Raw genomic sequence first — 26,469 nt, 5'->3', positions numbered from 1 at the left:
CGGGCGCCTTCGCTGGCAAGCCAGCTCCTACAGCAGTCAGATATACCGTGCAGTTCCCTGTAGGAGCCGGCTTGCCGGCGAAGGGGCCCGTGAGCCATGCAGCGTCTGGGCGGACGTCTTCGCTGGCAAGCCAGCTCCTACAGCAGTCAGATATACCGTGCAGTTCCCTGTAGGAGCCGGCTTGCCGGCGAAGGGGCCCGTGAGCCATGCAGCGTCTGGGCGGACGTCTTCGCTGGCAAGCCAGCTCCTACAGGGCGCGCGTACCACGCAGGAATCAGGCCGGCCGCAATACCCGAACAGGAGCAAGCTCCGTCGCCACACAGGCTCTGCACCGTATGGCTTTGTCGAGGGTTGTTCGAAGTTGTAACAGCAACCTCGTCACCATCTCCATGGCGCTTATTTTTACAAGTAAAAACAATTAGATAGATCGATTTTTCGGCTGCACCCAGGCACTCGCACAAGCAATTGCCGCCTTGTTGAACACTCGTTTAGTATGGCCCTCACGTCACCTCCCTCACGCCAACCACAATAATTCGAGGACGCACATGACCCCTTCATCGTCGCTGCTCAGCCGGGTCGAAGCCGGTGTAGCCTGGATCACCCTCAATCGCCCGGAGCAACGCAACGCCCTGGACATCCCCACCCTCAAGCAACTGCATGCCTTGCTGGAGCACTGCAACAGCGACCCGGCGGTACGGGTGCTGGTGCTGACCGGCAGCGGCCGCAGCTTCTGCGCCGGGGCCGATCTGGCGGAATGGGCCGAAGCCGAGGCCCGGGGTGCCCTGGAAAGCTACGGCTGGACCGAAACCGCCCACGCCTTGATGACCTGCCTGCACAGCCTGGACAAACCCACCATCGCCGCCATCAACGGCACGGCGGTGGGCGGTGGCATGGACCTGGCGCTGTGCTGCGACCTGCGGGTGGCGGGGCAGTCGGCGCGCTTCAAGGCCGGCTACACCAGCATGGCCTACTCGCCGGACGCCGGGGCCAGCTGGCACCTGCCGCGCTTGATCGGCAGCGAACAGGCCAAGCGCCTGCTGTTTCTCGATGAGTTGTGGAGCGCCGAACGCGCCCTGGCCGCCGGTTTGGTCGGCGAGGTGTGCGCCGACGAGCAATTGATCGGCAGCGTCAGCGAGCTGGCCGCGCGCCTGGCCACGGGCCCGACCTTCGCCTTTGCCCAGACCAAGAAGCTGATCCGCCAGGGCGCCGATCGCAGCCTGGCGCAGCAACTGGCCGCCGAACTGGCCGCCGGCCTGCTCTGCGGGCGTAGCGCCGACGGCGCCGAAGCCCTGCGTGCCGTCAGCGAAAAACGCCCGCCACGTTTCCAAGGGTTGTAGGGGCGGTCGGGCGGCGTTCCGCTTGCCGGCGAAAGGGCCCCTGGGCCATGCGCCCATTTTGTAGGAGCCGGCTTGCCGGCGAAGGCGCCCGCAAGAACAGCGCCTGATTCAAGGGTCTGTTCGCCAGCAAGCTGGCTCCTACGGGAAGGTTTTTTTGCCAGATCGTCCTGCCAGATCACTGGTTTTTTTGCACCGTCAATCACTCACAGGTAGCGCCATGAATTTCCAACTCAGCCAAGAACAAGAAATGTTGGTGGACGCGGTTCGCAGTTTTGTCAGCAAGGAGTTGCTGCCCCACGAAGAGGCGGTGGACCGCGCCGATGAGGTCAGCGCCGACCTCGCCGGGGAGATCCGCAGCAAGGCCATCGCCGCTGGCTTCTATGCCTTCAACATGCCGGAAGAAGTGGGCGGCGGCGGCCTGGACTACCTGTCCCAGGCGCTGATCGAGCGCGAGCTGGCCAAGTGTTCCTGGGCCCTGCATGTGTTCGTTGCCCGGCCGTCGAAAATCCTCATGGCCTGCACCGGCTCGCAGATCGGCGACTACCTGCTTCCCTGTGTGCAGGGGCGCAAGGTCGACTGCTTCGCCCTGACCGAACCCGGCGCCGGTTCCGATGCCAATGCGATCAAGACCCGCGCCGTGCGCGATGGCGGCGACTTCGTGCTCAACGGCAGCAAGCACTTCATCAGCCACGCCGGGCATGCGGATTTCGCCATTGTCTTTGCGGTCACCGGCACCTATGAGCACAACGGCCGCCAGCGCAACGCGGTGACTTCGTTCCTGGTGGATCGCGACACCCCGGGCCTGACCATCCGCCGTGGTCCCAAGTGCGTGAGCAACCGCGGCTACCACACCTTCGAGATGTTCTTCGATGACTGCCGGGTACCGGCCAGCAAGGTGCTGGGGGAGGTGGGCAAGGGTTGGGAAGTGGCCAACGCCTGGCTCACCGCCGGGCGAGTAATGGTCGCCGCCAACTGCGTCGGGCAGGCCCAGCGCGCCCTGGATGCCTCCTTGCAATGGGCGGCGGACCGCAAGCAGTTCGGCCAGGCCATCGGCAGCTACCAGGGGGTGTCGTTCAAGCTGGCGGACATGGCCACGCAGATCCGCGCCGCCGAGCTGCTGACCCTGCACACCGCGTGGAAGATGGACCAGGGCAGCATGACCGACGGCGAGGCCGGCATGGCCAAGCTGTTCGCCAGTGAAGTGCTGGGTCGGGTGGCCGACGAGGCGGTGCAGATCTACGGCGGCATGGGCCTGATGGACGAAGGCCCGGTGGAACGCATCTGGCGCAATGCGCGGATCGAGCGGATCTGGGAAGGCACGTCGGAGATCCAGCGCCACATCATTTCCCGTGAACTGCTGCGGCCGCTGATGCGCTGAGCGCCCTGGAGAATTGCCGTCATGTCCCAGACTTTGCGTGACAATCTCAAGCGCCTGCTGGCGCCCCGGCATCTGGCCTTTGTCGGCGGGCGCAGCATGGCCCGGGCCCTCAAGCGCTGCGCCGAAGGCGGTTTTGCCGGGCCCATGTGGCTGGTCAACCCGCAGCATGCCGAGCTCGATGGCGTGCCGTGCGTGGCCAGCATCGAACAGCTGCCCTGCGGCCCGGATGCGGTGTTCGTCGCCACCAACCGCGAGCTGACCCTGACCTGCGTCGCGGCGCTGGCGGCCAAGGGCGCGGGTGGGGCGATCTGCTACGCCTCGGGCTTTGCCGAAACCGGCGCCGAGGGCCAGGCCCTGCAACAGCTACTGCTGCAGGCCGCGGGCGACATGGCGCTGTTGGGCCCCAACTGCTACGGCCTGCTGGACTACCTGCACAGCGCCGCGCTGTGGCCGGTGGCCCATGGCGGCCAGCCGGTGCCGCGTGGGGTGGCAGTGCTGACCCAGAGCGGTAACTTCGCCTACAACCTGTCCATGAGCGACCGCTCGCTGCCGGTGGCCTACATGGCATCGGTGGGCAATCAGGCGCAGCTGGGCATTGCCGAGCTGATGGACGTGCTGCTGGACGAACCACGGGTGACCGCCATCGGCCTGCACCTGGAAGGCCTGAAGAACGTGCCGGGTTTTGCCCGGGCGGCGCATAAAGCCCTGGAGAAGGGCATACCCATCATCGCCCTGAAGACCGGGGTGTCGCAGATCGGCGCCGAACTGGCCTTGAGTCACACCAGTTCGCTGTCGGGTTCCGATGCCTTGTACGACGCGCTGTTCCAGCGCCTGGGGGTGATCCGGGTCAGCGGCCCGGTGAGTTTTGTCGAGACCTTGAAGGCCGCCTCCTGCGGGCAGTTGCCGGCTGGCCCGCAGTTGATGGCCCTGGCCTGTTCCGGGGGCGATGCCGGGCTGATCGCCGACTACGCCGAGCGCAACGCCCTGCAGCTGCCCAAGCTGGATGCCGGGCAATGCGCCGAGCTGGCCCAGGTGCTGCCGGGCTACGCCAACCTGGTGAACCCGCTGGATTTCACCACCGCCATCTGGGGCGACGCTACGGCCCTGCAAGCCATGCTCGACACGGCCCTGCGTACCGAGGCCGACAGCGCCATGCTGGTGCTGGATTACCCGGCCGAGTTCACCGGCGAGCGCGAGGAATGCGACCTGCTGCTGGAGCTGTTCTGCGCGGCGCTGCAACGCCACGGCAAGCGCGGTTTTGTCACTTCGGCCTTTCCCGAACTGCTGCCGGCCAGCGCCCGCGAGCGTTTGCACGGCCACGGCATTCCCGCCTTGCAAGGGGTGGAGGATGGCCTGGCGGCCTGGGGCCGGATCGTCGCCTATCAACAGCGGCGCCCGGCGTTGCTGGCCCTGGGGGAGTCGGCCCTGGTGCCGCTGTGCCCGCAGGCTCTGGACGGTAGCGCTGTGCTGCTGGACGAGTGGCAGTCCAAGCAGGCCCTGCGCGCCTTTGGTCTTCGCACCCCGGACGGCGTGTTGACCACCCCTGGGCAGGCCCTGAGCGCGGCGGCGGGCATTGGCTACCCGCTGGTGCTCAAGGCGGTGAGCGCCGAGCTACCGCACAAGACCGAGGCCGGGGCGGTGGCCCTCAATCTCAAGGACCCTGAAGCCCTGAGCGCCGCATTGCGGCTGATGCGCACGCGGATTGCCGAGCATGCGCCGGGGCTGGCCTTTGAACAGATCCTGCTGGAGCCCATGGCCGCGGCGCCCCTGGCGGAACTGATTGTCGGCATCAAGCGCGAGAACGACTTCGGCCTGGCCCTGGTGATCGGCGCCGGCGGGGTGTTGGTGGAACTGCTCAAGGACAGCCGCAGCCTGCTGCTGCCCACCACCGAAGGGGCGATCCGCCAGGCCTTGTTGAGCCTGCGCAGCGCCGCCTTGCTGCAAGGCTTTCGCGGGCGCCCCGAGGCCGATCTTGAAGCCCTGGTGGCGGCCATCGGCGCGGTGGCGGACTACGCCTGCGAACACGCCGGGCAACTGCTGGAACTGGATGTGAACCCATTGTTGGTCGGTGCCGAAGGCACCGTCGCGGTCGATGCGTTGATTCGCCTTGGCCAGGCTTGAGGAGAGAGACATGCACGATCAGACCTTGACCGGTGGCCAGGCCCTGGTGCGGCTGCTGGCCGGCTACGGCGTCGACACGGTGTTCGGCATTCCCGGGGTGCACACCCTGGAGCTGTACCGCGGGCTGCCCGGCAGCGGCATCCGCCATGTGCTGACCCGCCACGAGCAGGGCGCGGGCTTCATGGCCGACGGTTACGCCCGGGTCAGTGGCAAGCCCGGGGTGTGTTTTGTCATCAGCGGCCCGGGGGTGACCAACGTCGCCACGCCGATTGGCCAGGCCTATGCCGACTCGATCCCCCTGCTGGTGATTTCCAGCGTCAACCACAGTGCCAGCCTGGGCAAGGGCTGCGGCTCGCTGCACGAAACCCAGGACCAGCGCGCCATCACCGCGCCCATCACTGCTTTCTCGGCCCTGGCCCTGAGCCCGGAAGACCTGCCGGAACTGGTAGCCCGGGCCTTTGCCGTGTTCGACAGCCAGCGCCCGCGCCCGGTGCACATCAGCGTGCCCCTGGATGTGCTGGCGGCCAAGGTCGCCCGGGACTGGACCGGTGAAGTGCGGCGACGCCCCGCTCGCGGCCCGGCTGCGGCGGCGGATATCCAGCAAGCGGCGGACACACTGCGCAAGGCCAAGCGGCCGATGATCATTGCCGGCGGCGGCGCGCTGCACGCCGCCGAGCAACTGCGGGCCCTGAGCACGCGCCTGGGCGCGGTGTTTTTCAGCAGCGTCGCCGGCAAGGGCCTGCTGCCGGATGAAGCGCCGCTCAACGCCGGGGCGACCTTGTGCGTGGAGCCCGGCTGGCAGCTGATCAGTCAGGCCGATGTGGTGCTGGCGGTGGGCACCGAGATGGCCGACACCGACTATTGGCGCGAGCGCCTGCCGCTGAACGGCGAGCTGCTGCGACTGGATATCGACCCGCGCAAGTTCAATGACTTCTATCCGTGCGCGGTGGCCTTGCACGGCGATGCCCGCGCCACCCTGGATGCCTTGCTCCAGACCTTGCCACCCACACCGGCCGACGCGGGGGCGGCGATTCATGCGGTGGCCAATCTGCGCCAGGCGGTGCAGAACGGGCAGGGGCCCTTGCAGCAGATTCACCGCTCGATCCTGCAACGCATTGCCGCCGAACTGCCAGAGCACGGCTTTATCGCCAGCGACATGACCCAGCTGGCCTACAGCGGCAACTACCTGTACCCGACCCGGGCGACCCGCAGTTGGCTGCATCCCACCGGTTACGGCACCCTGGGCTACGGCTTGCCGGCGGGCATCGGCGCCAAGCTCGGTGCCCCCGAGCGTCCCGGGCTGGTGCTGGTGGGCGATGGTGGTTTTCTCTACACGCTGCAGGAGTTGGCCACGGCGGTGGAGGAACTGCGCAGCCCGCTGGTGGTGCTGCTGTGGAACAACGATGCCCTGGGGCAGATCCGCGATGACATGCTGGACCTGAACATCGAGCCCATTGGCGTGCTGCCGCGCAATCCGGATTTTGCCGCCCTGGCCCGGGCGTTTGGTTGCAGCGTCAGCCAGCCCGCCAGCCTCGATGAGTTGCAACAGGAACTGCGCAGCGGCTTTGCCCGCAACGGCGTGACCCTGATCGAACTCAAGCACGCCTGCGCGCGCTGAACATCCCTTTTTCCTGGAGCTTGTGCATGCGCTTTTCTCGACTGACCCAACGTATTGCCGGAGACGGCGCCGCCGCCTGGGACATTCATTACCGGGCCCTGGCCAAGCGCGAACGTGGCGAGGAAGTCTGGCTGCTGTCGGTGGGCGACCCGGATTTCGACACCCCCCGGCCCATCGTCCAGGCGGCCATCGACAGCCTGCAGGCCGGCCACACCCATTACGCCGATGTGCGCGGCAAGCGCGCCTTGCGCCAGGCCATTGCCCGGCGTCATCAGCAGCGCAGCGGGCAAGTGGTGGATGCCGAGCAAGTGGTGGTGCTGGCCGGTGCCCAGTGCGCCCTGTACAGCGTGGCCCAGTGCCTGCTGGACCCGGGTGACGAAGTGATAGTGGCCGAGCCGATGTACGTCACCTATGAAGCGGTGTTCGGCGCCTGCAATGCCCAGGTGGTGCCGCTGCCGGTGCGGGCCGAGGACGGCTTTCGGGTGCAGCCCGAGGCGGTGGCCGCGCGCATCACCGGCAAGACCCGGGCCCTGGTGCTCAACAGCCCGCACAACCCCACGGGCGCGAGCATTCCCCGGGCCACCTGGGAGGCCCTGGCGGCGCTGTGCATCGAACATGACCTGTGGCTGATCTGCGACGAGGTCTATAGCGAACTGCTGTACGAGGGCGAGCATGTCAGCCCGGCCAGCCTGCCGGGCATGGCCGAGCGCACCGCGACCCTCAACAGCCTGTCCAAGTCCCATGCCATGACCGGCTGGCGCCTGGGCTGGGTGGTGGCACCGACGGCCCTGGCCGCGCACCTGGAAAACCTCGCCCTGTGCATGCTCTACGGTTCACCGGAATTCATCCAGGACGCCGCCGTGGTGGCCCTGGAACAGCCCTTGCCGCAGTTGCGGGACATGGCCAAGGCCTATCGTCAGCGCCGGGACCTGGTGTGCGACTGCCTGGCCGATTGCCCCGGCGCCCGGCCGTTGAAACCCGATGGCGGCATGTTCGTCATGGTCGATATCCGCGCCACCGGGCTCAGCGCCCAGGCCTTCAGCGAGCGCCTGCTGGATGAGCAGGGCGTCTCGGTGCTGGCCGGCGAAGCCTTCGGCCCCAGCGCCGCCGGGCATATCCGCCTGGGGCTGGTGCTGCAGCCGGATGACTTGCGCGAAGCCTGTCGGCGCATCGCCTTGTGCGCCCGGCAGTGCCTGGCTGAACGCGATGCCCCTGTTACTGTGCAACCTGTCTGAGGAAGCTTCATGAATGTGTTGATCGTCCACGCCCACCCCGAACCGCAGTCCTTCACCGCCGCCTTGCGCGACCAGGCCCGCAGCACCCTGGAGGCCCAGGGGCACCAGGTGCAGGTCAGCGACCTGTACGCCATGAACTGGAACCCGGTGGCCAGCGCCGCGGATTTTGCCTCCCGGGATAATCCGGAATACCTGGTGTATGCCCTGGAACAGCGCCTGGGGGTGAAGAACCAGAGCATTGCCGCGGATATCCAGGCCGAGCTGGACAAGCTGCTGTGGGCCGACCTGTTGATCCTCAACTTCCCGGTGTTCTGGTTCTCGGTGCCGGCCATGCTCAAGGGCTGGATCGACCGGGTGCTGGTGTCGGGGGTGTGTTATGGCGGCAAGCGTTTCTATGACCAGGGCGGGCTGGCGGGCAAGAAAGCCCTGGTGACCCTGACCCTGGGCGGGCGCGAGCACATGTTCGGCGAAGGCGCGATTCACGGCCCGCTGCAAGACATGCTGCGCCCGCTGCTGCGCGGCACTTTGGCCTATGTCGGCTATGACGTGCTGGAACCCTTCGTGGCCTGGCACGTGCCCTACATCAGCCAGGAGGCTCGTGAAGCCTTCCTGCACAGTTACCGCCAGCGCCTGCAGCACCTGGCGGACGACCAACCCCTGGTTTTCCCGCGCCTGGACCAGTTCGACGAAGCCCTGTACCCCTTGCCGACCTGAAATCCCCACCGCCGATACGCCTTCCTCCGTAGGAGCCGGCTTGCCGGCGGACAGGCCCTTGAGCCTTGCGCTGCTCTTGTGGCCGCCTTCGCTGGCAAGCCAGCTCCTACATGGGCATTCCCGGCGATAGGGCGTTCTTCGGGGGCGCTGCGCAGGCTGGCCGTTAGGGGCGCGGGCCGGTCCACGCCGCGGGGTTGACCAGGTTCGGTGGGCGCTGGCCGGCCAGGGCCGCCAGGAGGTTGTCCACTGCGCAGCGGGCCATGGCTTCGCGGGTTTCGTGGGTGGCCGAGCCGATGTGCGGGGTGGCCACGACGTTGGGCATTTGCAGCAGCGGGGAGTCGTGGTCCAGCGGCTCGCGTTCGAAGACGTCCAGCCCGGCGCCGCGAATCCGCCGTTGTTGCAGGGCTTCTATCAGCGCCGCTTCATCCACCACCTTGCCCCGGGAAATATTGATGAAGATGCTTTCGGGGCGCATCAGCGCGAACTCCCGGGCGCCGATCAGGCCCTGGGTACGTTCGGTCAGGGGCAGGGTCAAGCAGATGAAGTCGGCTTCCTCAAGCAGTTGATCCAGGCTCCGGTACTGGGCATTGAAGCGTTGCTCCACCGCGGGCTTGGGCCGGGTGCTGTGGTAGATCAGCGGCATGCCGAAGCCGAAATGCCCGCGCTGGGCCAGGGCTTCGCCGATGCGCCCCATGCCGATGATGCCCAGGGTCTTGCCGTGGACATCCGTGCCAAAGTGCGCCGGCCCGATGTTGCGCTGCCATTGCCCGGCGCGCACCAGGTTGGCCAGTTCCACCACCCGCCGGGCGGTCGCCAGGATCAGCGCGAAGCCGGTGTCGGCGGTGGTCTCGGTGAGCACGTCGGGGGTGTTGCTGAGCAGGATGCGGCGCTGGGTCAGGTAGTCGATGTCATAGTTGTCGACCCCCACCGAAACGCTGGCCACCGCCCGCAACCGGGGCGCCAGGTCCAGCAGTTCGGCGTCCAGGCGCAGGCTGGCGCCCAGCAGCCCATCGGCGCTTGGCAGCGCCTGGCGCAGGGCATTCAACCCCGCCGCGTCGAGGGTTTCGATCAGGGTTACCTGCGCCTGCTCCTGCAGGCGCGCCATCAGCGTTGGGGAGAGTTTCTTGTACAGCACCAGGTGTTTTTTCATGGGGTTCTCTAGACCGTTTCAAGGGTGGGCCAGGCGCCGGCGCAGGGGCAGGGCCTTGGCCTGCGGCTGGTCGGCACCGGGTTTGAGCAACAGGGTCAGCAGTACCGAGAGCAGCAGCGCGCCGCTCATCAGCAGGTAGGAGGCGCCGGGGGAGCCGGTGGCGCTGTTCAGGTAGCCCACCAGGTAGGAGCCGCCGAAGGAGCCCAGGGCGCCCATGCTGTTGATCAGGGCCATGGCGCCACCGGCGACGTTGGCCGGAAGGATCTCCGGAACGATGGCGAAGAATGGCCCGTAGGGCGCATACATGCAGGCCCCGGCGATCACCAGCAGGCTGTAGGACCACCAGAAGTGCTCGGCCCCCAGCAGGTAGGAACCGTAGAAAGCGATGGCCGCCACCAGCAGCGGCGGCCAGACGAAGCGCTTGCGCTTCTGGGTGCGGTCCGAGCCCCAGGACACCGCCAGCATGGCGATCACCGCCGCCAGGTAAGGCAGGGCCGAGAGCCAGCCGGCTTCCACCATGTCCATCTGCGCGCCGTGCTTGAGGATCGACGGCAGCCACAGGACAAAGCCGTAGACCCCGATGCTCCAGCAGAAGAATTGCAGGGCGAGGATGATCACCTTGGGCGAGCGGAACGCCTCGGCGTAGTTCTTCACCGCCTTGATCCCTTGCTGTTCGGCGGCCAGGGCACTTTCCAGGTCGCGTTTTTCGTCCTGGCTCAGCCACTGCGCCTGGTTGGGCCGGTCGTCGGCCAGGCGCCACCAGATAAAGGCCCAGATCACCGCCGGCAGGCCTTCGATGATGAACATCCAGCGCCAGCTGAAGTGCTGCACCAGGTAGCCGGAGACCACCGACATCCAGAGCATGGTCACCGGGTTGCCGAGGATCAGGAAGGTGTTGGCCCGGGAGCGTTCGGCGCGGGTGAACCAGTGGCACAGGTACACCAGCATCGCCGGCATCACCGCGGCCTCTACCACCCCCAGCAGGAAGCGGATGCCGATCAGCATGTAGGCGTTGGCGACTATCCCGGTGAGGGTGGCCAGGCCGCCCCAGAGGATCAGGCTGACGAAGATCAGCTTCTTCACGCTGCGCTTTTGCGCGTAGATCGCCCCGGGCACCTGGAAGAAGAAATAGCCGAGGAAGAACAGCGCCCCCAGCAGCGAGGACAGGCCGGGGGTGATCTGCAGGTCGTCGGCCATGCCCGAGGCCGCGGCGAAACCGTAGTTGGCGCGGTCCAGGTAGGCCAGGCTGTAGGTGATGAAGACGATGGGCATGATGTACCACCAGCGGCGGGTGGCGAGTTTGAGCGTGTCCATGAAAGTTCTCCTGAGCTTGTTGTTTTTGTCGCAGCAGGTGGTTCGTGGTGTTCGGTCACTGCAGGAGCCGGCTGGCCGGCGAAGGGGCCCTTGGGGCGTGTGTCGCCGGGCGGGCGTCTTCGCTGGCAAGCCAGCGCCTACAGGGCGCTGGCGGTTTTCAGGCTGGGCGTGTGCTCCGGTAGTTCGTGGCGCAAGGGCAGGCCTTCCATGTCGCCACGGCTCTGCACCGCGCGGCTGCCGATCCAGTTGGCCCGCTGCACCGCTTCGAGGATGCCGCGGCTTTCCAGCAGGGCGCTGATCAGGCCCACGGCAAAGCCGTCGCCGGCGCCTACGGTGTCCACCACCTGGGCCACCGGCACGCCGTCGACGAAGCCGGCATCCAGCTGGGTGCGGTAGTAGGCGCCGTGGGCGCCGAGCTTGATCACCACGGCTTCGGCGCCCTGGTCCAGGTAGAAGGCGGCGATGTCCGCCGGGTCGTCGCGGCCGGTGAGCAGGCGGCCTTCGGCGAGCCCCGGCAGTACCCAATGGGCCAGCGCCGCCAGGCGGTTGATCTCGCGGATCATCAGCGCTTCGCTGGGCCACAGGGCGGGGCGCAGGTTGGGGTCGAACGACACGCTGTGCCCGGCGCTGCGCTGGGTGTGCATCAGGTGGCCGGACAGCTCCCGGGCCGAGTCCGAGAGCGCCGGGGGAATGCCGGTGGCGTGCAAGTGGCGGGCCCGCAGCAGGGCCGGGTCGACGTCGCCGATGGCCAGGTGGCTGGCCGCCGAACCGCGGCGGAAATACTCGACCCGCGGGTCGTCGCCGCCGTCTTCCCGGGACTTGAGCTGAAAGCCGGTGGGATGGATCGGGTCGCAGCGCACGAAACGGCAGTCCAGGCCTTCGGCACGCAGGGTGTCGAGCACGAAGCGCCCCAGGGAGTCGTTGCCTACCCGGCTCAGCCAGGCCACCTTGAAGCCCAGGCGTGCCAGGCCGATGGCCACGTTGCTGTCGGCCCCGGCGATGCGCTTGTGGAAGTGCTGGACCTGGGCCAGGTCGCCGCCGTGTTCGGCAACGAACATCGCCATGGTTTCGCCGAACGAGAGGATATCGATATCAGGCATCTGCATGCTCCAGGCGCGATTGGCCAAGGTGGGCCAGCAGGCTGACCTGCTCGGTGGTCACTTGCAGCAGGTCGGTGCCTTGCAAGGGGTATTCCACGGCCCGGGTAATACCTTGAGTCATGTGCCGCAGCAGTTGTTCCCATTGATGCAGCTCCGGGGCGCCGGGCGGTATGGCCACCAGCTTGCCGTCGACCCGCAGGCGCACCGCCTTGCAGTGCACGTAGGCCACGTGCCGGCCCAGCAGGCGCGCGGCGTTGAGCGCCGATTGCTCCTGCCATTGCCAGTTGCCGATGTCGAAGGTCATGCGCAGCGGCAGGTTCAGCGCCTCTACCGCGCTGAAAAAGCGCTGGAACGGCTCGATGCGCCCGCCGTGGGCGGTCTGGTCGTTCTCCACCAGCAGGGCCAGGGGCTGGCGAAACAGCAGGCTGGCCAGGCTGCGCAGGTCGTGGTGTTCGCGAAAGTGCCCCAGGGACACCTTGAGCCGCTTGGCGCCGAACTCCCGGGCCCGTTGCAGGGTGGCGCTCAGGTCCGGGTTGGGCTCGCTGCGCTCGGCCTGCCACAACTCCAGGGGCGAGGAAAACACGCTTTCCAGGCCGTGCTCCGCAGCGCTGCGGGCCAGCTCGGCGGGCTGCTCATGGGTCAGCAGTTCTTCGCGCCATTCGATGCAGGACGCGCCGGCGGCGGCCACCAGGGGAATGAAATGCGCCTGACCCTGTGCGCGCACAAGGTCTGCGCCGTAGCTGGACAAACTGATGGAGACGGGGGATTGCTGCATGTTCCTGACCTCTGAAACCGGTTTCATTTTTGTTCGAGAAAAAAGTGGTGGGCTTTGCCCCCACTGTTACAACCGGGTGGAGCCGCGCACGATCAACTGCGCCGGAAAATCCACCACTCGCGCCGGGGCATCGTCGCCCCGCAGGCGCTTGAGCAGGCATTCGAAGGCACTGGTGCCTATGGCTTCGGTGGGCTGGGCCAGGGCCGTGATGCCATTGCCCACCAGGGGGTACCAGTCCAGGTCGTCGAGGGCGATCAGGCCCACGCCTTCGAACAGCGGGCACTCCAGCTCACGCAGGGCGCGGGTGACGGCCAGGGTCGCCACGCCGTTGGCGCAGAACAGCGCCTTGGGCCCGGGGCCGGGGGCGGCGAGAAAGGCTTGCAACTGGCTGGTCAGGTGGCTGCCGGTTTCCAGCAGTTGGCCGCGCAAGGCCGGACGGCGCTCGATCTCGGCCTGGAAACTGGCGCTGCGCTCCAGCCGCGAGCTGGTGCCGTCATGGGGTTCGCTGACCAGCAGCAGGTCGCGATAACCCTGCTGTTGCAGGTGGTCGAGGGCGCTGCGCACCGCCGCCGGGTTGTCCAGGCCCACCAGGTCGGCCTGCAACTGCGAGAGCTTACGGTCCACCAGGACCATGGGCATCTCTTCCTGCAATTGCTGCAACTGTTCCAGGTGGTGGCCCAGGGTGTTCACGATCAGGCCTTCGATGTTGTAGGCCCGCAGGTTGGCCAGGTGCCGGGCTTCCTGTTCGTCGTCGCGGTCGGTGTTGCACACCACCAGGCTGTAGCCGTGCTGGCGGCAGGCGGTTTCCACGCCATGCATCACGGCAATCGAATAGGGGTTGCGGATATCGGCCACCAGCATGCCGATCAGGCGGGTGCGCCCGCGCTTGAGGCCGCGGGCCATCTGGTTCGGGCGGTAGCCCAGTTCGCTGATGGCCTGATCGATGCGCAGGGCAATGGCATCGGAGAGCAGGGCCCGGTCCTCGCCGATAAAGCGCGACACGCTGGCCTTGGAGACCCCGGCGCGGCGGGCGACATCGAGCATGGTGACGCGGCTGCGCTGGGCGGCGGAAAACTGATTCACGGGCGACGACCTTGTTTTTGGAATTATGGGTTCCAGTTGTGCTGAAACCGGTTTCAGGAAACCGCAAAAGCGCTTCGGCCGTCAATAGTGCAGAGGCAGGAAATAGCATCCACGCAGGTCGGTGGCTGACCAACGGTCGCGTTCAGCGGCGGCCCAGGTACTGTTCCAGGTAGGCCAGCAGGGCGCTGTACAGGGCATCCACTTCAGGGGCCAGGCCCCTGGCACGCAGGCAGCCGTGCACCAGCCCCAGGCCCGGGTACAGCTGGCTTTGCCCACCGGCTGCGAGCAAGTGCTGGTGATAACGCTCGCCGTCATCGCGCAGCGGGTCGAACTGTGCCAGGGCGATAAAGGCCGCCGGCAAGCCGGCGAACTGTTGCGCCAGCAGCGGCCGGGCATAGGCCGAGCGCTGCTGCGGGCCGGGCAGGTACAGGGCCTGGAAACAATCCAGGTCGCTGCTGCTGAGCAAGGGCGCGTCGGCGCACTGGCTGCGTGAGGGCAGGTTGGCGGCGCCACCCAGGCCGGGGTAGACCAGCACCTGGGCCGCCGGCCCGGGTTCGCCGGCATCGCGCAGGGCCAGGCACAGCGCCGCCGCCAGGTTGCCGCCGGCGCTGTCGCCCATCAGCACCCGGCGCTGCGGGTCCAGTGGCAGGGGCAGCAGCCCTTGTTCCAGGGCCCACCAGACCCCCAGGCAATCGTCGAAGGCGGCGGGGAACGGGTGCTCCGGGGCCAGCCGGTAGTCCACGGCGATCACCAGTATTCCCAGCTCGCTGGCCAAGCGGGCGGTGATGAACTCGTGGGAGTCCAGGCCCCCCAGCACCCAGCCGCCGCCGTGCAGGTACAACAGCCAGGGCCAGCCCGAAGGCGCAGCCGGGCGCTCGGGGTGATACAGGCGCAGTGGCACCCCGGAAAGTTGCAGCTCCTGTACCGCCAGCCCGGCAGGGCGAGGCGGGGTGAAGGCCCGGCACATGCGCTCGTAGCTGTCGCGCAGGCCCTGGAAGCTGCTGTCGACGCTGGTGTAGCTCAGGGTTCGCTGGACAAAGGCCGCCAGCTCGGCAGAAAGCGGGTAATGGTTCATGGACAGTCCTGGAGTGTGGGAGCCGGCTTGCCGGCGAAGGGCCCGTGAGACCGCCTGCGCCGGCAAGCCGGTTCCTGCAGAGGGGGCTACAGGCTCGCTTTGACCGCTGCCACGCCATCGCGGCCGTCGAAGGTGGTCACCCCCGCCAGCCAGCGCTGCAGGTCCTCGGGATGCTCGCGCAACCATTGCCGGGCCACCTCCTGGGGCGATTGGCGCTGCATGATGGGCACCATCAGCTGGCTTTCCTGGGCTGCGGTGAAGCTCAGGTTCTTCAGCAGCCGGTCGACGTTGGGGCAGCGCTCGGCATAGTCCGGGGCGGTCACCGTGGACACCGTGGCCGCGCCTTCGTTGGGCCCGTACACGTCCTCGCTGCCGGTGAGGTAGGTGATGGCCAGGTTGATGTTCATCGGGTGCGGGGTCCAGCCGACGAACACCACGAACTCCTTGCGGTTGATCGCCCGCTGCACCGCCGCCAGCATCCCGGCCTCGCCGGACTCGATCAGCTTGAAGCCCTTGAGGCCGAAATGGTCGGTGTCGATCATGGTCTTGATTGTGGTATTGGCGCCGCTGCCGGGTTCGATGCCGTAGATCTTGCCCCCCAGCTGCTCCTTGAAGCGGGCGATGTCGGCGAAGGTCTTCAGGCCCGCTTGCGCCACGTAGTCCGGCACTGCCAGGGTCGCCTGGGCATCGGCCAGGCTGGGCTGGGCCATGACCCTGACCTGCCCGGCGGCCAGGAAGGGCGCGATGTTCTGGTCCATGGCCGGTTTCCAGTAGCCGAGGAAGATGTCCAGGCGCCGGTCGCGAATGCCGGCGAAGATGATCTGCTGCACCGCGCTAGTCTGCTTGCTGTCGTAGCCCAGGCCGCCGAGCAGCACGTCGGCCATGGCGCTGGTGGCGATCACGTCGGTCCAGTTGACCACGCCCATGCGCACGGTCTTGCAGGCGGCGGGCTCGGCGGCCCAGGTCGGGGCACTCAGCAGGGCGCTGGCGCAACAGGCCAGGAAACAACGCTTGAACGGTGTTTTCATCGGAGGCTCTCGTGGGGCAGTGGTTTTTGTTCGGGCGGCGTCTTGTTGCGCCGTGTGCGCCACCCTACAGCGCCCCGGTGCCGAGCCAAAGGCACTGGAGCGACCGCCCGTTGCACTGTGGCGACCTCAGGCCCACAGGCTCATCCAGGTGGATGCCAGCAACAGCAGGGCCATGCCCCGATTGAATGCCTTCAGCGCCTGGGGCGAGCGTAGCCAGCGCGCCGAACCGGCCCCCAGCAGTGCCCAGGCGCCCAGGCACGGCAGGGCGATGAGGAAAAACACCAGGGACAGCCACAGCGCCCGCCACTGTCGGTCGGCCTCGGTACCGGCGAACACGCTGACCACCGCCAGGGCCATCATCCAGGTCTTGGGGTTCACCAGTTGCAACGCGGCGGCGCCGGCCAGCCCCAGGCGGCGCGGCTGCCCGGCACTGGCATCCAGGGCGCTGGCCGGGGCCTGCCAGATCTGCCAGGCCAGGTAGCTGAGCCACAGCAGCCCGAGCCACTGCATGGCCTGCTGCACCTTGGGCCTGCCGGCGAGCCAGTCGCCCAGGCCGGCGCCCACCAGCAGCACGATCCCGGCCGCGGCCAGCGCCGCGCCGAGGATGATCGGCGGCGCCGCCCGCAGGCCATGGCGGGCGCTGTTGTTCAGCACCAGGATATTGGTCGGCCCCGGGGTGATGGAGGCGACGAAGGCAAACAGCACAAAGGGCAGCAGGGTCGAGAGAGGCAGGGGCATGGCGGGCAACTTTGGGAAGTGATCGGCAGTTGATCCTGGCCCAGGTGCTTTCAGGCGTCTGGAAGCTTTGTGCAGCGCTTGCGATACAACGCCGGGCTCAGCCCGTAGGCACGCATGAACCAGCGCCCCAGGTGGCTCTGGTCGGCAAAGCCCAGGGCTGTGGCGACCTCGGCCGGCGCTGCGCCTCCGGCCAGCAGGCGGCGTGCCCGGCTCAGGCGCAGTTGCACCAGGTAGGCATGGGGTGGCAGGCCGAAGGCGGCCTTGAAGGCGCGGCTGAGGCGAAAGCGGTCGACTCCGCAGGCCTGGCTCAGGGCTTCCAGGCTCAGGTCCTGGGCCAGGTGTGCATGCAGGTAGTCCCGGGCCCGTTGCGCCACTAGCGGCAGGCGCGGGTCCTGGTTGTAGCGCCGGCGCCAGTGCAAGTGCCCGGTCAGTTGTTCCAGCAACTGGTCCAGGGCGCTCTGGCGGACGATGCGCAACTCGCCATGGTGCAGGCTGTGAAAGGCCGCGCTGGTGGCCCGGGCCAGGCGCGGATCGCTGGCCAGGGTACTGCCGAATGCCAGCTGGGCATTGGCCGGCGCCTCGGCGAACAGCGCCCCCAGTTCGCGCTCCAGCCACGGCGGGTCGAGGTACAGCATGCGGTAGGTAAAGCCGCCCTCGGTGGGGGCCTCGCCGTCGTGGATCTCCCCCGGTTCCAGCAGGAACACCTTGCCCGGCGTGCTCTGGTGCCGGGCCCGGCGGCAGTTGAACTGCTGCACCCCTTGCTCGGTGACGCCCACCAGGTAGCTGTCGTGCCAGTGCGGGTCATAGGCGTGGCCGGTGAAATGGGCCCTCAGGGTCTCGATGCCGGTGTCGGCATCCTGGGCCAGGTCGATCCAGTTGGGCGTGGTCATGGGGCGGTCCGTGGGGCGTGGCGGCAACCCTGGCAGTTAACGCCGCTGCCAGGGCTGGGGTCTAGAAGTTTTGTGCAGCCTCAACTGAACAGCCCGGCGGCGATATTGATCGAGAAACCGAGGATTGCGGTGTTGAACAGAAAGCCGATCAGCGATTGGGCGAGGACGATCTTGCGCAGCTCGCGGGTGGCCACACCGACGTCCGAGGTTTGCACCGCGACGCCGATGGTGAAGGAGAAATACAGGAAGTCCCAGTAGTCCGGGTTGGTCGGGCCTTCGGCGAAGCGCAGCGCCGGCTCCTTGCCGTCCCAGGTGTAGTACAGGCGCGCGTAGTGCAGGCTGAAGATCACCCCCACCAGCAGCCAGGAGCCGATCACCGTCAGCCCGGTGAAGCCGTAGTGGACCAGGCGCTGGGTGCTGTCCAGGTCCTTGCTGCCCACCAGCTCCAGGGTGATCGCCACCAGGCTGGCGATGGCCGCCACACAGACGATCAACAGCACCAGGCCGGCGTTTTCATCCTCGGCTTCGGCGATGCGCCTGACTTCATCGGCCCGGGCCCGAACGGTGAGCCAGAACATCATTGCCAGGTAGCTCCAGACAGCGGCGTTCCAGCCAATGAGGATCTTGCCGGTCAGGGTCTGGGCAGGAGCGAGCAGACCAATGGCGCAGCCGATCAGGACGCCGATGGTCAAGCGGGGGTGGGTGCGGATGACGACGGACATGGGCATTTTCGCGAGAGTGGAAGTGGCCAAACCTTAGCATGACGCCTGGCTCCCGGGCCCGCCCGAATCACGGAATGGCGAACGTGCACCCGCATCCCCGGCCGCCCTCGAACTCAGGCCGGCGGGGCAGGCTGCTATCAGAACTGATAAGTGAAGGCTGTCTGAATGCCGGTCACATCATTGCCACCTGGCTGCTGCGCCCAGAACACGCCCGTATGCACGGCGCTGTGTTCGTTCAGGGCATAGCTCACTCCTGTGCCTGCGCCCAGGCGAGCGTCGTGCTGTTTTTCGGCCTGGTAGGTGTAGCGCCCCAGGTACTCCATTTGGGCTTGAAAGGCATCGCGCTTGTTGCGCAGGTCCTGGGTCAGCTCCAGGTTGGCACTGAGTTCCAGCTGCCGGGTGAGCTTTTTGGCGCCCCGCACACCGAGGTTCAGGCTGGTGGTCGTGCGGCCCATTTTCGCGTAGCTGGCTGCAAACACCGCGCCGCTGTTTTCACGATAGCCCTGGCGGCTGACCTGAGTCTGGCTGAGGCCCAGATACGGCGTCAGGGTCATTGCATTGAGCATCACGCCGTAGGCGCCTTCGATGCTCAAGGACTTGCCGCGCAGGCTCGAACGCCCTTGGCCGGCCTCGGTGTAAGCCAGTTGTTCGCGTGTGATGTCGACCTTGGAAGACACATAGGCTGCGGCCACACGGCCCTGCCAACCCAGCCCGTGGCCTGTTTCATCAACGGCGGCGAAGAGGGCGACCGCCGGTGCTACCGACCCTGCCTTGGTGTAGTTGTCCGGCAGTTGCCGATCGAGGTCCTGATCCAGGGTGACGCCAAGGCGCAGATGCTCGGTGGGACGAACCCCCAGGGTCAGGCTCATGCTGGTCTGCCTGGCCACGCTGTTGCGGCTGTAGCTTGGGCCCACACCGATACAGAACGAGCCACTGTCGATCTGGCATTCCTGGCTCATCAATCGAGCCAGCTGTTCGCTGCGCAAATCGAGCATCCCCCAGGCCCGATCGGCGTTCTTGGCCATGGCGGTGCGGGTGTTGTCCAGGTCGACAAGGTGGGAGCCTGTTTCGGTGATTTTCCATAGCGCGGCGTGCATGGCTCCTTCACCCGTAAGGCTGAGGCCCACGACAACATTGCCGTCAGCGGAGACGCCGGTCGCCGCTGACGTTTCACCGCCCAGGGTGCCCAGGTCGACCATGCCGCTGGCATCGGTGTGCCTGAATGCATGGACATAGCCAGTGGCCGTCGCGGCTACACCTACGATGACGCTACCGTCGGAGGAAGTGCCATAAGCGAAGGAATCGCTACCCCAGGAGTCCAGGCCGACCATGCCGGCAGCGTCAGTGTGCTTGAACGCTTGAGTGCCGCCTGTAGCTGTCTGGGCCATTCCCACGACAACATGGCCGTCAGCGGAGATGCCGAATGCCTGTGAGGTCTGCCCTCCCAGGGTGCCCAGATCGATCATGCCGTTCGCGTCGGTGTGCTTGAAGGCGTGTTGCGTGTCTGTGCTGGCATCGATATCAGCGTATCCCACGACGATGCTGCCGTCCGCGGACACGGCGGTGGCAAAGGAGTAGCCGCTGTTGCCCGCATCCAGGGTGCCCAGATCGATCATGCCCATCGCATCGGTGTGCTTGAACGCACGATAGTCGCCATTGGTGGTAGTCGAATCGCCTACGACAACGGAGCCGTCAGCGGACACGCCCGTGGCCTGTGAGGTAAGTCCTCCCAAGGTGCCCAGGTCGATCATGCCGGTGGCGTCGGTGTGCTTGAAGGCGTGAGCGTTGTTACTGGAGACGCCGGCGAATCCCACGACCACCTTGCCATCAGCGGATGCGGCCTTGGCATAGGATTGAACGCCACCCAGTGTGCCCAGATTGACCATGCCGGTCGCATCGCTGTACTTGAACGCATATTGATTGCCGTTCGCGAACGCCGTGCCGACGATGAAATGGCCGTCAGCCGATACGCCATAGGCTACCGAGCCATCAGCGCCCAAAGAACTCAGGTCGATAGTAAGGTCGGCACAGGACTGTGCTGAATAAATCATTCCATAGATCAGTGTTAGTGCGGCTGTTGCAAAAGGCGATTTCAATGTAATGAACCTGGCGATAAAGGAAGTGATTACAGCGGCCTGAGTAATCGAAGTTTTTTTATGGGCGAGCAGGCTACTGCCGAGGTAAAGGCTTGGTTTACGCAGTGATGAGGGCGTGATGCCCGGATGGCTTGGGGTTTGGGGCCGGGCGGGGCGCGATGGCGTGAGTCGAAGTTGTCTTGCTTACATGCGATTAGTAACTGGGTGTTTAACTAATTGCTGTGTTGGATATGAACTTTGTGTGTTGAATTAGTTTAGTTATTAGTTGCGGATGAAGTCTTTAGGAAAATTCTGAAAGCTGGTTATTTCGGCAGCTCAATCTATTTTAGGCTGCCGATACACGCATCTTGTGAAAGTTATTGTTTGGCCATGATTGCCAGGAACAATTCTGATTCGAGTTGCTCCTGCAACCACTCCTGCAAGGAGCGGTAAGGCGTCTGGGCAAACCACTCCCGGTCCACATGGGCAAACTGGCGAACAAACGGCAGCAGCGCCATGTCCGCCAGGCTCGGATGCGCCGCCAGCAGATAGCGGCGCTGCTGCAACAGGGTATCCAGGCGCGCCAGAAACGCCTCGCCCTGGGTCCGGTAGTGCTCCATGGGCGCCTCGGGGTAGCGCTCGGCGTACTTGTAGCGATTGAGGTGCACCTTGAACACCTGGTCATTCTCGGCAATCAGTGCCGCCATCTGCGCCTGGGCCGTCGGGTCCGCCGTGAGCTGCCAATCCTCGGGGTCATGCTGGGCCAGGGCCCAGTGCATGATCTCCAGGCTTTCATCGATCACCCGATCCTCCAGTGCCAGCACCGGTACCGTGCCCTTGGCCGACAGCGCGAGCATCTCGGCCGGCTTGGCCTTGAGGCTGACTTCGACAATCCGCAATGGCACCCCGGCATAGCGCAGTGCCAGCCGCGCACGCATGGCGTAGGGGCAGCGGCGGAAGGAGTAAAGGGTCGCCCCCGGCGTTTGCAGCGTGCTCATTTCACCTCCAGGGTGCTCAGGCCATTGCCCTGGCGGCTGACCTTGATCTGTACCGGAATCCGTTCATGCATTTCCTGTACGTGGGAGATCACCGCCACCTTGCGGCCCTGGGCCTGCAGGCCGTCGAGGGCATCCATGGCCAGTTGCAGGGACTCGGGGTCGAGGCTGCCGAAGCCTTCGTCGATGAACAGCGATTCGATCTTCAGGGTGCTGGAAGCCATGGAGGCCAGCCCCAGGGCCAGGGCCAGGGACACCAGGAAGGTTTCGCCGCCGGACAGCGAGTGCACCGAGCGCAGTTCGTCGCCCATTTCGGTGTCCAGCACCAGCAGGCCGAGCATGCTGCCACCGCGCTTGAGGCGGTAGCGGCGCACCAGTTGGCGCAGTTGGGCGTTGGCGTGGTGCACCAGCAGGTCGAGGTTGTAGGCCTGGGCGATCTTGCGGAACTTGTCGCCTTCGGCCGAGCCGATCAGGGCGCTGAGCCGGGCCCAGCGCTGCCACTGGGCGTAGGCCTGTTCAAGGCGTTGGTTGAGGGCCTGGTTGGCGGCCTGGCGGCGCTGGTCCTCGCTTTGCCGTGCACGCAGGTCCGCCACCTGTTGTTCGCTGGCCTGGGCCTGTTGCTGCAGCTGTTCCAGGGCCTGGGCCAGTTGCTCGGTCTCCAGGTTGCCGTTGTGCTGGGCCTGATGCTGTTCCAGGCGCTGCTGGCGTTCCTGCAGCAGCACCTTGGCCTGCTCGATGGCCTTGTCGTTGTCTTGCAGGCGCTGGCGCAGTTGCTGCACCTGTTCTTCGTCCAGCTCCAGCAACTGTTGCAGGCCGGCGTCATCCAGTTCGGGGTGCCCGGCGCGCCACTGCTCGATGCTGGCGGCCAGTTGCTGTTGTTCGCTTTCCAGGGCTTGCAGGCGTTCTTCCCGGGCCTTGAGCTCGGCGCCCAACTCGATCGCTTGCTGGTGCAGTGCCTGCTGCTGTTGCTGGGCCAGGGCCTGGGCGCTGCGGGCCTGGTCCACGGCTTGCTCCAGGTGCTGCTGCCAGTGCTCGGCGCTGGGCTGCTGGCCCAGCAGTTCGGCGAGCCTGTGCTGGCAGGCCTGTTGCTGCTGGTGCAGGGTGTCGAACTGCTGTTGGGCCTCGGCCAGTTGTTGCTGGCGGGTCAACTGGCGGTCCTGTTCCTTTTCCAGGGTCAGCTGGCGCTGTTGCTGTTCTTCGGCCTCTTCCTGCTGCTCGCGCAGTTGCTCGATGCGTTGCAGCACCTGCTGGTCGAGCTGCATGAAGGTGCTGGCCGGGTCGCGGCGCAGGCCGTCGAGGACCTCTGCCGGCAGCAGGTGGCTGAAGCTGGCCAGTTCCTCGTCCAGGCGCTGGCGGTCGGCGCTCAGTTGCTGCTGTTGCTTGTCCAGGTGCTGGGCGGCCTGCTGGCTGGCGTCGATTGCCGCCTGCAGCTGGTTTTGCAGGCGCGCGGCATCTTTTTGCAGGGTCAGCAGGGCGCCCTGGCGGTTTTCGTCCTGGGTGATGCTCTGCTGCAGCTGGGCGAGTTGCTGTTGCAGCCAGGCGTCGCGCTTGGGCGGGTCCTGGTCCAGGAGGCTGGCGCTCAAGGGGTGGGCTTGCAGGCTCGGGGCCAGGGCCTGCTGCTGGCTCGCCAGCTGTTCCTGCTGCTGGAGGAATTCCTTCTGCTGGGCGATCAGCCCCTGGACCTGGGCCCGCAGTTCGTTGAGCTGTTCCTTGAGGCTGTCCACCGTCTTGCGGGCGCTGGCTTCCTCGTTCTCGTCGTGGCGCCCGAGGCTCTGCAGCAAGGCTTCAGGCTGGTGGTAGGGGTGCTCGACGCTGCCGCACACCGGGCACGGCTGGTCGCTCTGCAATTGCCCGCGCAACTCCTCGACGCTGGCGCTGCGGGCCAGCCGCTGGCGCTCCAGCAGGGCCTGGGTGACGCTCAGGGTCTGCTCGGCCAGCACCAGCTCGGCCTTGGCCTGCAGGCCGACCTTGTTCAGCTCCTCGCGCTGGGCGGCCACCGCCTGCTGCCTGTCCTGCAGTGCCTGGCCGCGCTGGTCCAGTTCGCGCTGCTGGGCCCAGAGCCGGGCCAGCTCTTCGACGGCGCGCTGCTGCTTGCGGTTGTCCTGGAGCAGGGTGCCGAGCAACTGGATCTGCTCGGCCACCGCCTGGGGCTCGGCCCCGGCTTCGCTGTAGAGCAGTTCGAGCTGCGTGCGTTGCTCGCTCAGTTGCTGGGCGGCGCTGCTGGCGCGCTGTTCCAGGGCCGGCAGTTCGGCCTGGCCCTGGTGCAGGCGATTGCCGATCAGCATCAGCTGTTGCAGGCGTTCACGGTAGGCGTTCCAGGCGTCGCTCAAGGGGGCGAGGGCGACGCTGTGGGCCAGTTGCCCGGCGATCCGCTCCAGGCGTTCGCCCACCAGGCGCTGTTTTTCCAGCAGTTGCTGGATGCCTTGCTGGCCCTCGGTGCTGGCCTGCTCGGCGCGGCTGCGTTGGGCCTCGGCCTGGGCCAGGCTCTGCCCCAGGCGCTCCAGGTTGGCCTGTTCAGCAAAGGCTTCGCGCAGCAACGGGGCGCTGGTGCTGTGCTGTTCCTGGGCCTGGGACAGGGCCGTGCCGGCGTCCTGCAGTTGCTGTTGCAGGCGTTCCTGCTGTTGTTGCAGGGCGCCTTGCTGTTCGACCTGCTGCTGGATCTGCTGGCGCAACGGCAGCAGGCTGGCGCCCAGCTCTGCCTGGCGCAGGAACTGGTGCCGCTGCGGCGCCAGTTGCTCCAGGCGTTGCAGGCGCAGGCGCTCCGGGGCCAGGGCCTGGGCGTCCTGTTCGGCCGCTTGCAGTTGTTCGGCGGCGCTCTGCCGGGCTTCCTGCCACTGGCGCAGTTCCTTGAGCCAGACGTGCTGGGCTTCCAACTGCCTGAGCTGGGCCTGTTGCTCCTTGAGCTGTTGCTGGGCCTGGCTCAACTGCTGTTCAAGCTCGGCCCGGGCCTCGGGCTCCAGCGGGCTGATGCCGCTGGCCTGGGCCTTGAGCTCCTTGTGGGCGTCTTCGGCTTCCTTGCTCTTGCTGTAGGCGCGGCGCCCCAACTGGCTGTAGACCGCAGTGTTGGTGAGCTTTTCCAGCAGCTCGCTGCGTTCCTTGTCGTCGGCCTTGAGAAAGGCGCTGAACTCGCTCTGGGCCAGCATCACCGCCCGGGTGAACTGTTCGAAGTTGAGCCCCAGGCGGGCCTCGATCAGTTGCTTGTATTCGCTCTTGCTCTGGTTGCTCAGCAGCTGTTCGCTGTCCAGGTCAGTGAGGTTCTGCCGGCTGCCTTGCAGCTTGCCGGTGGCTTTGTCGCGGGCGCGGTTGGTTTCCCAGCGGGCGCGGTAGCGACGGCCGTCGATGCCGACAAAATCCACCTCGGCATAGCCGCTGCCGGTGCCGCGGCGCAGCAGGGTGCGCGGGTCGCTGGTGAGGATCTCGCTGTCGACCTCGGGGACCTTGGTCTCGCGGCCGATATTGTTCAGCCGCGGCACCGCGCCGAACAGCGCCAGGCACAGGGCATCCAGCAGGGTGCTCTTGCCGGCGCCGGTGGGCCCGGTAATGGCGAACAGCCCGGCGCTGGCCAGGGGCTCGGCGGTGAAGTCGATCTCGAAGGGGCCGGCCAGGGAGGCCAGGTTCTTCAGGCGGATGGCCAGGATCTTCATGGCTGTTCACCTTCTTGCTGGACGTCCTGCAACAGCAGGGCGAAATCCTTGAGGGTGGCTTCGTCCACCTCGTTGGCGTAAGCGTCGCGCCAGGCGCGGCGGAACAGCTCTTCGGGGGTCAGCTGGTCCAGCTCGATCAGCTCGGCACTGGCCTCTTCACCGTCGCCTGCGCCCTTGCCGGCGTATTCGGCGGCGATCCGCACCAGGCGCACGGCCTTGCCTTGCAGGGCGCTTTCCACTTGCTGGCGCAGGTCCGGCTGGGGCTCGTCCAGGCGCACCCGCACTTCCAGCCAGGGCTGGCGCTGCTCCTCGGCCAACAGGTCGATGTCCGGCAGCTCGCCGAGCTGGGTCAGGAGTTCTCCCAGGGGCGCCGGGCCCAGGCGTTGCAGGTTCACCGCGCGGGGAATCAGCCGCGGTTCGACGCTGACCAGGGTCTCGCCGTCCAGGCGCACGTCGAGAATCTGGTGCTGGTAGCCGATCTCTGAGAACGACAGCGGGATCGGCGAGCCGCTGTAGCGGATGCGCTCCTCGCCGTTGACCTTCTGCGGCTTATGCAGGTGGCCCAGGGCCACGTAGCTGATGTCCGGGCCGAACAGGCTGGCGGGCAGGGCCTCGGCGTTGCCGATGATCAGGCTGCGTTCGGAATCTTCCGAGACCGAGCCGCCGGCCATGTGCGCATGGCTGACGGCGACCAGGGCCTGGCCCGGCTGGCGCTTGGCGTTGGCCGCGGCGATCAGCCATTCGTGGACCTGGGCAATGCCCTTGAGGTAGTCGTCGCCCAGCTGGCGGCCGGTGACTTCCGCCGGCCGCAGGAACGGCAGGGCCAGGCACCAGGCGGAGACCTGGCCGCTGGCGTCGGGCAGCGGCAGCAGCAGGCGCTCGGCGTCCAGCTGGCCGTCGTCCAGCCACAGCACCCGGCCCAGGGCGTGGGTGCGTAGGCGGCGCATCAAGGGCGCCGGCAGCTCGATGCGCGAGCCGGAGTCGTGGTTGCCGGCGATCATCACGATGGTCAGGGCCGGCTGCTGCTCGTGGGCGCTGACGATGAAGTCGTAGAGCCGCTCCTGGGCGCTGACCGGCGGGTTTACGGTGTCGAAGATATCGCCGGCGATCAGCAGCACATCGGGCTGTTCGTGCTTGAGCTGGCGCAGCAGCCACTCCAGGAAACAGGCGTGTTCGAAGTCGCGTTCCTGGCCGTGGAGGTTCTGGCCCAGGTGCCAGTCGGAGGTGTGAAACAGACGCAAGGCAGGCTCCGCATGCAAAAGGCTTGGCCGCACATAAGGGTGACCGCGGCGAAAGGGCAGAGAGTTTACTGGCAAATGCGTGTTCATGCCCGGCGCTGCGGTAAATGCAGGCGAGATTGGCCCAACGGCTTGGCTCCAGGTAGGTGGCTGTAGGAGCTGGCTTGCCAGCGAAAGGGCCCGCCCGGGCGCTGCATGACTTACGGGCCTCTTCGCCGGCAAGCCGGCTCCTACGTGGC

The 26,469-nt window shown here is 66.7% G+C and carries 20 protein-coding genes; 6 read left to right on the top strand and 14 right to left on the bottom strand.

The features are described from left to right. Positions 1 to 545 precede the first annotated feature (545 nt). From ABCR88_RS17565 to ABCR88_RS17540, 6 genes are all read left to right on the top strand, one after another. Positions 546 to 1,337 (top strand): enoyl-CoA hydratase-related protein, encoded by a 792-nt coding sequence (locus ABCR88_RS17565; protein ID WP_011061006.1) that lies wholly within the window; start codon positions 546 to 548, stop codon positions 1,335 to 1,337. Positions 1,338 to 1,554: 217 nt separating this feature from the next. Then, positions 1,555 to 2,715, top strand: a complete 1,161-nt coding sequence (locus ABCR88_RS17560) for an acyl-CoA dehydrogenase family protein (protein WP_011061007.1) — start codon at positions 1,555 to 1,557, stop codon at positions 2,713 to 2,715. 21 nt (positions 2,716 to 2,736) lie between these two features. Then, positions 2,737 to 4,836 carry an acetate--CoA ligase family protein gene (locus ABCR88_RS17555; RefSeq protein ID WP_350402889.1) on the top strand — a complete coding sequence of 700 codons (2,100 nt, stop codon included), beginning with the start codon at positions 2,737 to 2,739 and terminating at the stop codon, positions 4,834 to 4,836. A 10-nt stretch (positions 4,837 to 4,846) separates the two neighbouring features. Beyond that, positions 4,847 to 6,454, top strand: a complete 1,608-nt coding sequence (locus tag ABCR88_RS17550) for a 5-guanidino-2-oxopentanoate decarboxylase (protein WP_350402887.1) — start codon at positions 4,847 to 4,849, stop codon at positions 6,452 to 6,454. A gap of 26 nt (positions 6,455 to 6,480) precedes the next feature. Continuing rightward, entirely contained in the window at positions 6,481 to 7,689 is a 1,209-nt protein-coding gene (locus ABCR88_RS17545; protein WP_350402886.1) for a pyridoxal phosphate-dependent aminotransferase, read from the top strand. 9 nt (positions 7,690 to 7,698) lie between these two features. Next, positions 7,699 to 8,403, top strand: a complete 705-nt coding sequence (locus ABCR88_RS17540; protein WP_350402884.1) for an NAD(P)H-dependent oxidoreductase — start codon at positions 7,699 to 7,701, stop codon at positions 8,401 to 8,403. A 163-nt stretch (positions 8,404 to 8,566) separates the two neighbouring features. Here the strand turns inward: ABCR88_RS17540 and ABCR88_RS17535 are convergent, their stop codons facing one another. From ABCR88_RS17535 to ABCR88_RS17470, 14 genes are all read right to left on the bottom strand, one after another. Further along, on the bottom strand, positions 8,567 to 9,553 hold the full coding sequence (locus tag ABCR88_RS17535) for a D-glycerate dehydrogenase (RefSeq protein ID WP_041117888.1): 987 nt from the start codon (positions 9,551 to 9,553) through the stop codon (positions 8,567 to 8,569). A gap of 18 nt (positions 9,554 to 9,571) precedes the next feature. Next, on the bottom strand, positions 9,572 to 10,867 hold the full coding sequence (locus ABCR88_RS17530; RefSeq protein WP_041117890.1) for an MFS transporter: 1,296 nt from the start codon (positions 10,865 to 10,867) through the stop codon (positions 9,572 to 9,574). Between the two features lie 137 nt (positions 10,868 to 11,004). After that, on the bottom strand, positions 11,005 to 11,967 hold the full coding sequence (locus ABCR88_RS17525; protein WP_053151199.1) for a sugar kinase: 963 nt from the start codon (positions 11,965 to 11,967) through the stop codon (positions 11,005 to 11,007). Then, on the bottom strand, positions 11,960 to 12,742 hold the full coding sequence (locus tag ABCR88_RS17520; RefSeq protein WP_015635409.1) for a TIM barrel protein: 783 nt from the start codon (positions 12,740 to 12,742) through the stop codon (positions 11,960 to 11,962). The genes ABCR88_RS17525 and ABCR88_RS17520 overlap by 8 nt, the downstream gene beginning before the upstream one ends. 66 nt (positions 12,743 to 12,808) lie before the next feature. After that, entirely contained in the window at positions 12,809 to 13,825 is a 1,017-nt protein-coding gene (locus ABCR88_RS17515) for a LacI family DNA-binding transcriptional regulator (protein ID WP_350402881.1), read from the bottom strand. Between the two features lie 142 nt (positions 13,826 to 13,967). Beyond that, the gene (locus ABCR88_RS17510; RefSeq protein WP_350402879.1) at positions 13,968 to 14,900 is read right to left on the bottom strand and encodes an alpha/beta hydrolase; all 933 of its coding nucleotides are present in this window, start codon (positions 14,898 to 14,900) and stop codon (positions 13,968 to 13,970) included. A gap of 86 nt (positions 14,901 to 14,986) precedes the next feature. Then, positions 14,987 to 15,928 carry a choline ABC transporter substrate-binding protein gene (locus ABCR88_RS17505; protein ID WP_065363901.1) on the bottom strand — a complete coding sequence of 314 codons (942 nt, stop codon included), beginning with the start codon at positions 15,926 to 15,928 and terminating at the stop codon, positions 14,987 to 14,989. Between the two features lie 126 nt (positions 15,929 to 16,054). After that, entirely contained in the window at positions 16,055 to 16,666 is a 612-nt protein-coding gene (locus tag ABCR88_RS17500; protein WP_350402876.1) for a LysE family translocator, read from the bottom strand. Between the two features lie 50 nt (positions 16,667 to 16,716). Beyond that, positions 16,717 to 17,556 (bottom strand): AraC family transcriptional regulator, encoded by an 840-nt coding sequence (locus ABCR88_RS17495; protein WP_041117902.1) that lies wholly within the window; start codon positions 17,554 to 17,556, stop codon positions 16,717 to 16,719. Between the two features lie 80 nt (positions 17,557 to 17,636). Continuing rightward, positions 17,637 to 18,278: a DUF1345 domain-containing protein gene (locus ABCR88_RS17490; protein WP_041117903.1), complete on the bottom strand. Its 642-nt coding sequence runs from the start codon at positions 18,276 to 18,278 to the stop codon at positions 17,637 to 17,639. 137 nt (positions 18,279 to 18,415) lie between these two features. Continuing rightward, positions 18,416 to 20,374 carry an HAF repeat-containing protein gene (locus ABCR88_RS17485; protein WP_350402874.1) on the bottom strand — a complete coding sequence of 653 codons (1,959 nt, stop codon included), beginning with the start codon at positions 20,372 to 20,374 and terminating at the stop codon, positions 18,416 to 18,418. 356 nt (positions 20,375 to 20,730) lie between these two features. Further along, positions 20,731 to 21,351 (bottom strand): glutathione S-transferase, encoded by a 621-nt coding sequence (locus ABCR88_RS17480; RefSeq protein ID WP_041117907.1) that lies wholly within the window; start codon positions 21,349 to 21,351, stop codon positions 20,731 to 20,733. After that, the gene (locus tag ABCR88_RS17475) at positions 21,348 to 24,992 is read right to left on the bottom strand and encodes an AAA family ATPase (RefSeq protein ID WP_350402871.1); all 3,645 of its coding nucleotides are present in this window, start codon (positions 24,990 to 24,992) and stop codon (positions 21,348 to 21,350) included. The genes ABCR88_RS17480 and ABCR88_RS17475 overlap by 4 nt, the downstream gene beginning before the upstream one ends. Beyond that, positions 24,989 to 26,233 carry an exonuclease SbcCD subunit D C-terminal domain-containing protein gene (locus ABCR88_RS17470; RefSeq protein WP_350402869.1) on the bottom strand — a complete coding sequence of 415 codons (1,245 nt, stop codon included), beginning with the start codon at positions 26,231 to 26,233 and terminating at the stop codon, positions 24,989 to 24,991. Before ABCR88_RS17470 ends, ABCR88_RS17475 begins: the two co-directional genes overlap by 4 nt. Between the last annotated feature and the right edge of the window lie 236 nt (positions 26,234 to 26,469).

It is taken from the genome of Pseudomonas sp. W17 (genome assembly GCF_040268305.1).
Taxonomy (GTDB): Bacteria; Pseudomonadota; Gammaproteobacteria; order Pseudomonadales; family Pseudomonadaceae; genus Aquipseudomonas; species Aquipseudomonas protegens.
This window is presented reverse-complemented; position numbering and strand designations above follow the sequence as displayed.